The organism is Kitasatospora sp. NPDC085879, assembly GCF_040686255.1.
GTDB lineage: Bacteria > Actinomycetota > Actinomycetes > Streptomycetales > Streptomycetaceae > Kitasatospora.
Genome location: NZ_JBFBJZ010000048.1, coordinates 47643 through 59322, shown reverse-complemented (window position 1 = coordinate 59322; position 11680 = coordinate 47643). Strand labels below are relative to the sequence as shown.

The following is an 11680-nucleotide window of genomic DNA, read 5'->3' as shown; positions in this document are numbered from 1 at the left end:
GAGCTACCTTGCAGGCCTCTACCTCCGCGCCTCGATGATCTGGATAGACGACCTCGTGCGACCACTCAATTGATCACAACCTCACACAGGCCCTAGAGGTCCTGCGCACCGCGAAGGTCCCGCACCCTGCCGAGGGTGCGGGACCTTCCGCTTTCCGCCGTGCGGTGTCAGCGGTCGAAGAGCACCAGGGAGCGTCCGCCGCGGCCGGCCGCCATCCGGTCGAAGGCGGCCGGGATCTCCTCCAGCCCGATCCGGTCGGTGATCAGCGCGTCCAGGTCGAGCCGGCCGGTGCGCACGTGATCGGCGAGGACCGGCACGGTCTCGTCCGGGTCGCAGTTGCCGTAGACGCAGGCCGTCAGGGTGCGGGCGTAGTGGAACAGTTCCAGGGCTGAGAAGGAGACCGTGTCCTGCTTGCCGCCGATCCCGACGACGGTCGTCCGACCGCCGCGGCGGGTGGCCGACCAGGCCGAGCGGATCGTCGTGCCGCGGCCGACGCACTCGAAGGCATGGTCGGCGCCGCGGCCGCCGGTGAGCTCTCGGACGGCCTTCGGGGTGCCCTCGTCGGCGAGCAGGAACCCGGTGGCACCGTGCCGGCGGGCGAGCTCCTCCTTCTCCGGGGACACGTCCACGGCGACCACCGGCGCGGCGCCGGCGAGCCGGGCGGCCTGCAGCACCGCCAGGCCGATCCCGCCCAGGCCGTACACCACCACCGACTCCCCCACCCGTACCCGGGCCGCGCTGTGCACCGCCCCGTAGCCGGTGAGGACGGCGCAGCCGAGCAGGGCGGCGGAGGCGAGCGGCACGTCGGCGGGCAGCGGCAGCACGGCCCGCCGGTCGACCACGGTCTCCTCGGCGAAGGCGCCGACGCCGAGCCCGGGGTGCAGGCCGGTGCCGTCCGGCAGTGCGGCGTATCGGCCGGTCGCGGCGGCGCCCGAGTTGTCGCAGAGCCAGGGTTCGCCGATCGCGCAGGCCGGGCAGCTGCGGCAGGCCGGGGCCCAGTTGAGCACCACGGGTCGCCGGGGCGGACGCCGGTGACGTCCTCGCCGACGGAGACCACGGTGCCCGCGCCCTCGTGGCCGAGCACCAGCGGAAGGGTTGCGCGGAGCATCCCGCTGGCGATCGACAGGTCGGAGTGGCAGACGCCGGCGGCGGCGAGCCGGACGCGGACCTGTCCGGGGCCGGGGTCGGGCAGGTCGATGTCGGTGATCTCGAGCGGGGCCCCGGCGGAGCGCAGGACGGCGGCGCGGACCATGGCGGTCACCTCGGTGGTCTTCGGTGGTCTTCGGCGGTCTTCGGATGCGGGCGGGTATCGGCGGGCAGTGAGCGGCGGTCAGAACTGGAGGGACTTGGTCTGCAGGAACTCCTCCAGGCCGTGCCGGCCGAGCTCGCGGCCCACACCGGAGTTCTTCCAGCCGCCGAACGGGGCGAGCGGGTTGAAGCGGCCGCCGTTGATGTCGACCTGGCCGGTCTCCATGCGGCGGGCGAAGGCGGCGGCGGTCTCGTCGTCGGCCGCCCAGACGGCGCCGGCCAGGCCGTACTCGGTGCCGTTGGCCAACTCCAGGGCGTGTTCCTCGTCCTCGTAGGGCAGCACCACCAGGACGGGCCCGAAGATCTCCTCCCGGACGGCGGCGGCGTCCGGGGCGAGGTCGGCGAGGACGGTCGGGCGGACGTAGTAGCCGTCGGCCAGCCCCTCGGGCGCCTCGGACCCGCCGGCGACCAGCCGGGCGCCGGCGGCGAGGGCCCCGTCGATGTAGCCGCGGACGCGCTCGCGCTGGCGCTCGCTGACCAGCGGGCCGACCCGGGTGGCGGGGTCGGCCGGATCGCCGGGCGCGTACTTGGCGGTCGCGGCGGCGGCGATCGCCAGGGCCTCCTCGTACTGGTCCCGGTGGACCAGCAGCCGGGTCCAGGCGGTGCAGGTCTGGCCGGAGTTGGCGAAGACGTTGGCGAGGTTGACGTTGACGGCGCGGGCGAGGTCGGCGCCGGGCAGGACGACGTTGGCGGACTTGCCGCCGAGCTCCAGGGAGACCTTCTTGATGCCGCGTCCGGCGCTCTCGCCGATCGCGCGGCCGACCGCGGTGGAGCCGGTGAAGGAGACCACGTCGACGCCCGGGTGGGCGGCGAGCGCGGCGCCCACCACCGTGCCGAGGCCGGTGACCAGGTTGAAGACGCCTGGCGGCAGGCCCGCCCCGTCGACGATCCGGGCGAACAGCCGGGCGACCAGCGGGGTCTCCTCGGAGGGCTTGAGCACCACAGTGCAGCCGGCCGCGAGGGCGGGGACGACCTTCGCGACGATCAGGTGCAGCGGGTAGTTCCACGGCGTGATCGCGGCGACCACCCCGGCGGGTTCGGCGTAGACGGTGGAGTTGCCGACCTTCTCGTGGAAGGCGTAGTCGGCGAGCACGTCCAGGTAGGCGGAGGCGACGGCGATCGGGGTGCCGGCCTGGACGGCGTCGGCGAAGCCGATCGGGGTGCCGAGTTCGGCGGTGATGGTCTCCGCGATCTCGGCGCGGTGGGCGGCCAGTCCGTCGCGCAGCCGGGACGGTGGCGATCGGCCGCTCGGTCGCCGGGTTGAGCACCTCGATGGTGTCCGGCCCGGCGGCGGGGCGCCAGCCGCCGCCGATGTAGTGGTCCGCGTAGTGCTGCACCCGATGCTCCTCGGAGTCCGCTCCCGGATTTAACTAGCAGTGGTAGTTAACGCGGCCGCGGAGCACCCGCGCAAGACCGCGGCACGGCTACGGCACGGCCGGGCCCGGGGAGTGACGCCCGATCACCCCGGACGGCGCCCTGGCCCCGGACCCCGTCCGCGGACGGCCGCCACGGCCCGCCGGCACGCCTGTAGGGTTGTGCCGCATGAACGCCCGAACCGCCCCCGCCTCCCGCAGGTCCGAGGCCCGGGAGCGGCTGCTCGACACGGCCGCCGAGCTGTTCTACGCCGAGGGCGTCCGGGCGGTCGGCGTCGACCGGCTGATCGCCGAGGCCGGCGTCACCAAGGCCACCTTCTACCGGCACTTCCCCGGCAAGGACGAACTCGTCCTCGCCTACCTCGACCGCCACGACCAGGCCGTACGGCAACGGCTGGCGGCCGCCGCCGAGGCCGCACCCGACCCGCGCAGCACCCTCGCCGTCCTGGTGGCGGCCCTCGCCGACGAGGTCTGCGGGCCGGGCTTCCGGGGCTGCCCGTTCGTCAACGCCGCCGCCGAGTACCCGGACGCCGACCACCCCGTCCGACGACTGGTCGCCGCACACCGACACTGGTTCCGCGACGCCCTCGCCGACCTCCTCGCCGCCTGCGGCCACCCCGACCCGACGGCCGGGGCCACCGCCCTGCTTCTCCTCCGCGACGGCGCCATGGTCGGCGGCTACCTCGACGGCACCGACACCCGCCACCACGTCACCACCACCGCCGCCGGCCTCCTCGCCCCGCTGCTCTGAGACCTGAGGCACTCCGCGAGAGCGGGCCCCTGCGATATCCGCTCTCGCCGGTTCCCTGCGGGTGTGGACTGCCTCTAGGGTGCTCGGCACACTGTCCGTGTCCGGTCCGGAGGATGACTGCTGTGACGTCCGCCCCGTCCACCCCGCCGTCCGAGCGGCTGCGGATCGCCGTGCTCGGCGCCGGCAGCATCGGCTGCCACCTCGGCGGTCTGCTCGCCGAGGTCGCCGATGTCACCCTGATCGGCAGGCCGTCCGTCCTGGACGCGGTGCGCGAGCACGGCCTCACCCTCACCGGCGGCGGACGCCCCACGGTCCGGGTGCCCGCCGAGCGGCTCCGCACGGCCACCGACCCGGCCGCCGCGGAGGGCGCCGACCTCGTCCTGGTGACGGTGAAGTCCGCCGGGACCGCCGAGGCCGCCGCCTCGGTCGCCGACCACCTCGACTCGACGACGCCACTGGTCAGCTTCCAGAACGGCCTGCACAACCCGGCGCAGATCCGTTCCGCCGTCGGTCCGGACCGCCCGGTGGTCGCCGGGATGGTGCCGTACAACGTGCTGCAGACCGCGCCGGGCGTGTTCCACCAGGGTTCCGGCGGCGCGCTGATGATCGACGACCAGCCGGCGGGCGCCCCGCTGGCGGCGGCGGCCCGGGCGGCCGGGGTGCCGGTGGAGCGCCGTGCGGACATGCGCGAGGTGCAGCACGGCAAGCTGCTGATGAATCTGAACAACGCCGTCAACGCACTCTCCGGGGTTCCGTTGCGCGAGGAGCTCGGGCAGCGGGCGTTCCGGCGGTGTCTGGCGCTGTGCCAGCGGGAGGCGCTGGCGGCGATACGGGCGGACGGGGTGCGCCCGGCCCGGCTCGGCGCGCTGCCGACGGCGCTGATGCCCCGTCTGCTGGCGCTGCCCGACGGGGTGTTCCGGCGCCTCGCGGCGGCGGCCCTGCAGGTGGACGCGGAGGCCCGCTCGTCCACCTGGGAGGACCTGCAGCGCGGCCGCCGGACGGAGATCGACAGCCTGCAGGGCGAGGTGGTGGCGATGGCCGCCCGGCACGGGCTGCCGGCGCCGGCGAACACCCGGCTGATCGAACTCGTCCGGGAGGCGGAGCTGGCCGGGCCCGGTCGGGCCCGGGCCTGGGGTGGGACGGAGCTGCTCGGTGAGCTGCTGGCCGCGCACGCTGCGGGAACGCGGTAGCAGGGACCCCAAATGCGAATCCGAAAGTCGCATTAGATAGTCTGCTGGATGTGAGGCTGACCAAGAGCACCGACATCGCGCTGCGCATCGCCATGCGGCTGGCCGTGCTGGACGAGTCGTCCAACCCGACCACCCGCGAGGTCGCGGCGGCGATGGAGGTGCCCTACACCCACGCGGCCAAGGTGGTCAGCAGGCTGCAGCACCTCGGCGTGGTCGAGGCCCGGCGCGGCCGCAGCGGCGGCCTGGCGCTCACCACGGCCGGCCGCACGGGTTCGCTCGGCGTCCTGCTGCGCGACCTCGAGGGCGTCGGCGACGTGGTGGGTTGTGAGGACGATCCGCCGTGTCCGCTCCGGGCGGCCTGCCGGCTGCGCGGGGCGCTCCGGCAGGCGCAGGAGGCGTTCTTCGCGGTGCTCGACCCGCTGTCGATCGAGGACCTGGTCGCCTCGCCGACCGGCCCGGTGCTGCTCGGCCTGTCGGTCCGCCCGCCGGACTGATCCACTCCCCCGTGGAGGGCCCCGGCCCTCCCGCCCCGCTCCCCGTCCAACAAAATGCGAAGATCAAATACCAATTAAGGAGCCGTCCATGCTGTCCCCGCAGAACGCCCCGGTCGTCGAAGCCACGCTGCCGGTGGTCGGCGCCGCCGTCGGCGACATCACCGCCCGCTTCTACGAGCGGCTGTTCGAGGCCCACCCGGAGCTGCTGCGCGACCTGTTCAACCGCGGCAACCAGGCGAACGGCAGCCAGCGGCAGGCGCTGGCCGGCTCGATCGCCGCGTTCGCCACCGCGCTGGTCACCCACCCCGAGCAGCGCCCGGACGCGATGCTCGCCCGGATCGCGCACAAGCACGCCTCGCTGGGCGTCGCGCCCGAGCAGTACCCGGTGGTCCACGAGCACCTCTTCGCGGCGATCGTCGAGGTGCTCGGCGAGGCGGTCACGCCGGAGGTCGCGGCCGCCTGGGACGAGGTGTACTGGCTGATGGCGAACGCGCTGATCGCCCTGGAGAAGGGCCTGTACGCCGGGGCGGGCACCGGGCCTGCGGCGCTGTGGCGCCCGTACACGGTGGTCGCGCGGCTGCTGGAGACCGACGACGTGGCGACCTTCCTGGTCCGGCCGGCCGACGGCGGCCCGCTGCCCGCCACCGCGCCCGGCCAGTACGTCTCGGTGCAGGTCGAACTGCCGGACGGCGCCCACCAGATCCGCCAGTACAGCCTCTCCGGGCAGCCGGACGGCGCGCTGCAGTTCTCGGTGAAGCGGGTGGCCGGCACCCCGGACGGCGAGGTCTCCAACCACCTGCACGCGCACGTCGGCGCGGGCGACGCCCTGCTGCTCGGCCACCCGTTCGGCGACGTGGTGCTGGCGGAGGGCGAGGGCCCGGTCCTGCTGGCCTCGGCCGGCATCGGCTGCACGCCGATGATCGGGATGCTCTCGCACCTGGCCGCGACCGGTGCGACCCGCCGGGTGGTCTCCGTGCACGGCGACCGGGACCAGCTCTCGCACGCCTTCCGGGCCGACCTGCAGCAGCTGACCGCCAAGCTCGCCGACGCCGAGGCGCACGTCTTCTACGAGCGCCCCGTCGGCGAGTGGCCCGCCGACCGCACCGGGCTGGTCGACCTGTCGGCCGTGGAGGTCCCGGCCGGTACCACCGCCTACCTGTGCGGTCCGGTGCCGTTCCTGCGCTCGGTGCGCGGCCAGCTGATCGCGGCGGGTGTGCGGCCGGCCGACATCCACTACGAGGTGTTCGGTCCCGACCTGTGGCTGGGCGCGGACGCCTGACGCCCCCTCACGGCCGCCGGGCCGGCACCCCCTCGCGCAGGGGGCGCCGGCCCGGCGGTCCGGGGCGGCCTGCTCAGGGCCGCGCGGCCGGCTCCGCGGCGGCCTCCGACGACTCCTCCGCCGTCAGGGCGGTCACCGCGGCCGGCTCGGGCCGGCCGGGGACGGCGAGGGTGACCAGGGCGGCGAGCACCGCCGTGCCGAGGCCGATCATCAGGCCGGTCCGGAAGCCGTCCTCGGAAGGCAGCACGACCGGGCCCATGGTGACGGTCATGTGCGAGAGCACCACACCCACGACGGCGGCGGAGGTGGAGGTGCCGATCGACCGCATCAGGCTGTTGAGGCCGTTCGCGGCGGCGGTCTCGGAGGCCGGTACCGCCGACATGATCAGCGCGGGCATCGCGGCGTAGGCGAAGGCCACGCCGGCGCCGATCACGCTGGAGAACAGCACCATGCCCCACACGTGGCCGGTCAGGCCGAGCGAGAGCGCGTACCCGGCGGCGATCACCAGCGAGCCGATCAGCAGGGAGACCTTCGGGCCGCGGGCCGCCGAGATCTTCGCGGAGAACGGCGAGACGGCCATCATGACCAGTCCGGACGGGGCCATGCACAGGCCCGCGACCACCATCGAGCGGCCGAGGCCGTACCCGGTCCGCTCGGGCAGCTGGAGCAGCTGCGGAACGATCAGCGACATCGCGTACATCGCGAAGCCGATCACCACCGAGGCGAGGTTGGTCATCAGCACCTGGCGGCGGGCGGTGGTGCGCAGGTCGACCAGCGGGCTGCCGGTGCGCAGCTCCCAGACGCCCCAGAGCAGCAGAACGGCGGCGGCCGCGCCGAACAGGCCGAGGGTGGTGACGCTGCCCCAGCCCCAGTCGCCGCCCTTGGAGACGGCCAGCAGCAGGCAGAGCAGGCCGGCCGAGAGACCGACCGCGCCGACCAGGTCGAAGCGCCCGCCGGACCGGACCGGGGACTCCGGCACGAAGGCGATCACCAGGGCGATGACCACGGCGCCGAGCGCACCCGCCGTCCAGAAGAGCACGTGCCAGTCCGCGTGCTGGGCGACGACGGCGGCGAGCGGCAGGCCGAGCGCACCGCCGATCCCGAGCGAGGAGCTGACCAGGGCCATCGCCGAGCCCATCCGCTGCGGCGGCAGCTCGTCGCGCATGATGCTGATGCCGAGCGGGATGACGGCCGCGGCGCAGCCCTGCAGGGCGCGGCCCACCACCATCGGGACGAGGCCGTCGGCGATCGCGGGGACGACGGATCCGATCACCATCAGGGCGAGGCTGGCCAGCAGGATGCGGCGCTTGCCGTACATGTCGCCGAGCCGGCCGAGCACCGGGGTGGCGACGGCGCCGGCGAGCAGGGTGGCGGTGATCGCCCAGGAGGCGTTGGCGGGGGTGGTGCCGAGCAGTCTCGGCAGGTCGGGGATGAGCGGGACGACGAGCGTGTTCATGAGCGAGACGGCGATGCCGGCGCCGGCGAGGACGCCGATGATCGCGCCGCCGCCGGTGCGCCCGGGGGAACCGGAAGGAGGTGTGCTCAAGGGGGGACTCCAAGTCACGTGGATGCATTATGCATCGTACATACGATGTGCATGATGCACATACGATTGACTGGAACCGAACGGATCACACCCGGCGGACCGACGAGGGAGGACGTTGTGCACGAGGAGCTCGGCGACCTCGAACGCGAGCTGATGCTGATCGGCCGCCACCAGGCGATGGCCGCGCTGCGCGCCGACTCCGGCGGCCGCCTGGAACGAAGCGCGTACACCCTGCTCAGCCGGATCGAGGCCGAGGGGCCGATGACCATCGGTCAACTGGCGGAGGCCTTCGGGCTGGACACCTCCACGGTCAACCGGCAGACCGCCGCGATGCTCCGTCAGACCCTGGTCGAGCGCATCCCGGACCCGGACGGCGGCATCGCCCGCAAACTGCGCATCACCGACGAGGGCATGCGCCGGCTGCACCACGACCGCGAGTGGTCCGTCAACGGGCTGGCCTCCGTGCTGGAGGACTGGCCGCAGGAGGAGGTCACCGCGCTGGCCCGGCTGCTGACCCGGCTCAACCGCAGCATCGAGGGCAAGGAGGGCCGCAGCTGGCCCCGCCCCGGCGGTCCGGCCGAGGCCGCCCGATAGGCTCACCGGGCATGGACAACGCCACCGCCCTCTGGTCCTTCGCCCTCCTGGTCGGCCTGCTGACCCTCACACCCGGCCTCGACACCGCCCTCATCCTGCGCACCGCCGTGCTCGGCCGGCGCCGCCGCGCCTGGGGCGTCGTCCTCGGCATCCAGACCGGCACCCTGGCCTGGGGCGTGCTCGCCTCGGCCGGCGCCACCGCCGTCCTGACCGCCTCCCACCTGGCGTACGAGATCCTGCGCTGGGCCGGCGCCGCCTACCTGCTGTGGATGGGCGGCCGCATGATCCGCGACTCCTGGCGGCGGGAACCGGCCCCCGGCGACCCCGCGGCGGAGCCGGCGGACGCCGACGCCCGCGACGGCTTCACGGCCGGCTGGCGGCGCGGGGCGCTGACCAACCTGCTCAACCCCAAGGTGGGCGTCTTCTACATGGCGCTGCTGCCGCAGTTCATCCCGCCGGGCGCCTCGCACCTGGCCTTCGGCACGCTGCTCACCTGCGAGCACATCCTGCTCGGCACCCTCTGGTCGGCGGTGCTGGTCGGCTTCGCCCGGGTCGTCCGGCGCTGGCTGGCCGGGCCGACGGCCAAGCGCGTCCTCGACCGCGTCACCGGCGGCGTCGTCGCCCTGTTCGGCCTGCGGCTCGCGTTCGGCGACTGAGGCCGCCCGCCTCAGTGCAGCCTGCTCCGCCAGTCCGCGGGCACCTTCTCGGCCGGACCGGGCGAGGGCTGCGCGTCCGGCCGGGAGAGCGGCGGTGCCAGCGCCGGCCCGGCGTAGTACTCGCCGGTGTCGGTGTTCCAGAACCAGTCCTCGCCGGGCTCGAAACTGGTGATGAACGGGTGTCCGCTCTCCCGGGCGTGCCGGGTCGCGTGCTGCGACGGCGAGGAGTCGCAGCAGCCGATGTGCCCGCACTCCGCGCAGCGCCGCAGGTGCAGCCACCAGCCGGCGTCCTGCCCCGCGAGGCACTCGGCGCACCCCGCACCGGTCGGCACCGCCGCCGGGTCGATCCCGGGAATCCGCTGCTCCGCCATACCGGGGCCTCCTCACCGTCGCGCCGCCCCGCGCCTTTGACCGTACGCCTCCCCCGCCCCACCCGCACCGCTCCGAACCCGCTCCCCGGGCCTGCCGGCCGCCGCCCTGCGGCAGCCGCCCGTCCAGCGCTGTCGGTGCCGTCTGCTGGGATGGGGGCGGCGGAGTCGAGGAGGTCGCGGTGGACGGGCAGGCGGGGTGGCGCTGTACCGGGTTGCACTGGCAGGACGGGCGTCCGGTGCTGGGGGCGGTGCTCGCGGGCCGGCGGCACGAGCGGGTGGTGGCGGCGGGCACCGAGGTGAGCTGGCGGCTGCGCGGTCCGCGGTACTGCTCGGGCCCGTGGCTCGCCGGTGAGACGGACCGCCGGCCGTGCCCGCACCGGGCGGAGATCGAGCCCTCGGGCGGGGCGGTGCTCTGCGTCCCCTGCCAGGCGGTCGACCGCGGGTTGGCGCTCGCGCGGGACAGGATCCTCGACGACGGCCGCACCTACCTGCTGTATCTGGCCTGGTTCGGCGGCGACCTGGCGAAGGTCGGGCTGACGGCGGAGCAGCGCGGTCACGCCCGCCTGCAGGAGCAGGGCGCGCCGGTGTTCACCGTGGTGGCACGCGGCCCCCTGCCGGCGGTGCGCCGGGCGGAGCTGACGGTGTCCGGTGCGGGGCTGGCGCGGGAGCGGTTCGGGGTGCGGGCGAAGGCCGAGCAGTGGTGGCACCTGCCGGGCCCGGCCGAGCGTGCGGCGCGGGTGGCGGAGCTGCGGGCGGCGGTGGTCGGGCTGCTGGCGGGCCATCCGGTGGAGCTGTTCCCGGCGGGCGAGGTGGTGGACCAGGTCGGGCTGTTCGGACTGACGGACGGCCCGCCGCGGACGTACCGCGAGGTGGTGGGGCTGGCGGACGGCGCGGCGGTGAGCGGGACGCTGCGGGCGCCGATCGGGCGGCAGCTGTTCCTGGACCAGCCGGACGGCGGCGAGCCGCTGCTGCTGGACGCCCGGCGGCTGACCGGTTGGGGGCTGTCGCCCGCGCCCTCCGGCCCGTGCTCGGGGGTGGAGGTGCGCGCGCACCGGCGCCCGCCGGCCCCGGACGCCCAGCGGGCACTGTTCTGACGAATCCCTTGCGGGGCGGCTACCGGTCGGTAATCTTTGCTGACAATCCGTCCAACAGGACCTCCGACCGAGGAGCGCCATGCCCGCCGAGGCCACCTTCGCCCTGCCCGCCCCGTACGGCCCGCGCACCGCGACGGTGCGCTACCACCGGGAGGGCTCCGGCAGCCCGCTCCTGCTGCTGCACGGCATCGGCCACCACTGGCAGGCCTGGGGTCCGGTGCTGTCCGCGCTGGCCGCGCGGCACGAGGTGATCGCGGTGGACCTGCCCGGATTCGGCACCTCGCCCGCGCTCCCGGAGGGCGTCCCGTACGGCCTGGAGGCCGCCGTCCCGACGATCGGCGCGTTCTGCGCCGCGCTCGGGGTGGAGCGCCCGCACGTGGCCGGGAACTCGCTCGGCGGCCTGCTCGCACTCGGCCTCGGCCGCGCCGGGCTGGCCCGCTCGGTCACCGCCCTCTCCCCCGCCGGCTTCTGGACGGAGCCGGAGCGGCGCTACGCGTTCGCGGTGCTCGCCGGGATGCGCCTGGGCGCCCGGGTGCTGCCGCAGCCCGCGGTGGAGCGGCTGGCGCGCTCGGCCGCCGGCCGCGCCCTGCTGGTCAGCAGCATCTACGCCCGCCCGGGCCGACGGTCGCCCGAGGGCGCGATCGACGAAACCAGGGCGCTGCGTGAGGCGACCGGCTTCGCGCCGACCCTGGCCGCCGGCCGCCGGGTCCGCTTCACCGGCGACGTGCCGGGGGTGCCGGTGACCATCGCCTGGGGCAGCCGGGACCGCCTGCTGGTCCGCCGCCAGGGCATCCGGGCGCTGCGCGAGATCCCGGGCGCCCGCCTGGTGCGACTGCCGGGCTGCGGCCACGTACCGATGAGCGACGACCCGGCGCTGGTCGGCCGGGTGATCCTGGACGCCTGCGCCGCGGCCGCCTGAGCGGCCGACCGGCGCCCCGACCCGGGCCTGACCCAGGCCCGACCGGCCCCGCCCCGGGCCCGATGGCACCACCTGCCGCGAGGGGTGGCGGAGATCACGCTCTGC

General features: G+C 75.1%; 10 protein-coding genes and 2 pseudogenes. 8 read left to right on the top strand and 4 right to left on the bottom strand.

Translation table 11 applies throughout. The features are described 5' to 3' along the window. Positions 1-167 precede the first annotated feature (167 nt). A pseudogene (locus AB0P35_RS29740) lies at positions 168-1252 on the bottom strand (Zn-dependent alcohol dehydrogenase). A gap of 78 nt (positions 1253-1330) precedes the next feature. After that, positions 1331-2645 (bottom strand): annotated as a pseudogene (locus AB0P35_RS29735) (aldehyde dehydrogenase family protein). A gap of 205 nt (positions 2646-2850) precedes the next feature. Between AB0P35_RS29735 and AB0P35_RS29730 the strand changes: the two are divergent. The 4 genes from AB0P35_RS29730 to AB0P35_RS29715 all read left to right on the top strand — a co-directional run bounded on the left by AB0P35_RS29730 (position 2851) and on the right by AB0P35_RS29715 (position 6395). Next, entirely contained in the window at positions 2851-3432 is a 582-nt protein-coding gene (locus tag AB0P35_RS29730) for a TetR/AcrR family transcriptional regulator (protein ID WP_363516783.1), read from the top strand. Positions 3433-3554: 122 nt separating this feature from the next. Beyond that, entirely contained in the window at positions 3555-4622 is a 1068-nt protein-coding gene (locus AB0P35_RS29725; protein ID WP_363516780.1) for a 2-dehydropantoate 2-reductase, read from the top strand. Between the two features lie 50 nt (positions 4623-4672). Continuing rightward, positions 4673-5116 carry an Rrf2 family transcriptional regulator gene (locus AB0P35_RS29720; RefSeq protein ID WP_363516777.1) on the top strand — a complete coding sequence of 148 codons (444 nt, stop codon included), beginning with the start codon at positions 4673-4675 and terminating at the stop codon, positions 5114-5116. Between the two features lie 88 nt (positions 5117-5204). After that, on the top strand, positions 5205-6395 hold the full coding sequence (locus AB0P35_RS29715; RefSeq protein ID WP_363516774.1) for a globin domain-containing protein: 1191 nt from the start codon (positions 5205-5207) through the stop codon (positions 6393-6395). Between the two features lie 73 nt (positions 6396-6468). Here the strand turns inward: AB0P35_RS29715 and AB0P35_RS29710 are convergent, their stop codons facing one another. Further along, positions 6469-7941, bottom strand: a complete 1473-nt coding sequence (locus AB0P35_RS29710) for an MFS transporter (RefSeq protein WP_363516771.1) — start codon at positions 7939-7941, stop codon at positions 6469-6471. A 153-nt stretch (positions 7942-8094) separates the two neighbouring features. On the opposite strand from AB0P35_RS29710, the gene AB0P35_RS29705 reads away from it, so the two are divergent. Beyond that, positions 8095-8535 (top strand): MarR family winged helix-turn-helix transcriptional regulator, encoded by a 441-nt coding sequence (locus AB0P35_RS29705; RefSeq protein ID WP_257019507.1) that lies wholly within the window; start codon positions 8095-8097, stop codon positions 8533-8535. An 11-nt stretch (positions 8536-8546) separates the two neighbouring features. After that, positions 8547-9191 carry a LysE family translocator gene (locus AB0P35_RS29700; RefSeq protein ID WP_363516768.1) on the top strand — a complete coding sequence of 215 codons (645 nt, stop codon included), beginning with the start codon at positions 8547-8549 and terminating at the stop codon, positions 9189-9191. Positions 9192-9202: 11 nt separating this feature from the next. Here AB0P35_RS29700 and AB0P35_RS29695 read toward each other — a convergent pair whose 3' ends face one another. Next, on the bottom strand, positions 9203-9562 hold the full coding sequence (locus AB0P35_RS29695; RefSeq protein WP_095876328.1) for a UBP-type zinc finger domain-containing protein: 360 nt from the start codon (positions 9560-9562) through the stop codon (positions 9203-9205). 179 nt (positions 9563-9741) lie between these two features. Between AB0P35_RS29695 and AB0P35_RS29690 the strand changes: the two genes are divergently transcribed. Both AB0P35_RS29690 and AB0P35_RS29685 read left to right on the top strand, forming a co-directional pair. Continuing rightward, positions 9742-10656 carry a DUF2797 domain-containing protein gene (locus tag AB0P35_RS29690; RefSeq protein WP_363516765.1) on the top strand — a complete coding sequence of 305 codons (915 nt, stop codon included), beginning with the start codon at positions 9742-9744 and terminating at the stop codon, positions 10654-10656. A 79-nt stretch (positions 10657-10735) separates the two neighbouring features. Further along, positions 10736-11575 carry an alpha/beta fold hydrolase gene (locus tag AB0P35_RS29685; protein ID WP_363516762.1) on the top strand — a complete coding sequence of 280 codons (840 nt, stop codon included), beginning with the start codon at positions 10736-10738 and terminating at the stop codon, positions 11573-11575. The last annotated feature ends 105 nt before the right edge of the window (positions 11576-11680 follow it).

Coding starts and splice junctions, on each gene's coding strand:
- AB0P35_RS29730 (WP_363516783.1), top strand. CDS start 2,851: ATGAACGCCCGAACCGCCCCCGCCTCCCGCAGGTCCGAGGCCCGGGAG.
- AB0P35_RS29715 (WP_363516774.1), top strand. CDS start 5,205: ATGCTGTCCCCGCAGAACGCCCCGGTCGTCGAAGCCACGCTGCCGGTG.
- AB0P35_RS29705 (WP_257019507.1), top strand. CDS start 8,095: ATGCTGATCGGCCGCCACCAGGCGATGGCCGCGCTGCGCGCCGACTCC.
- AB0P35_RS29700 (WP_363516768.1), top strand. CDS start 8,547: ATGGACAACGCCACCGCCCTCTGGTCCTTCGCCCTCCTGGTCGGCCTG.
- AB0P35_RS29695 (WP_095876328.1), bottom strand. CDS start 9,562: ATGGCGGAGCAGCGGATTCCCGGGATCGACCCGGCGGCGGTGCCGACC.
- AB0P35_RS29685 (WP_363516762.1), top strand. CDS start 10,736: ATGCCCGCCGAGGCCACCTTCGCCCTGCCCGCCCCGTACGGCCCGCGC.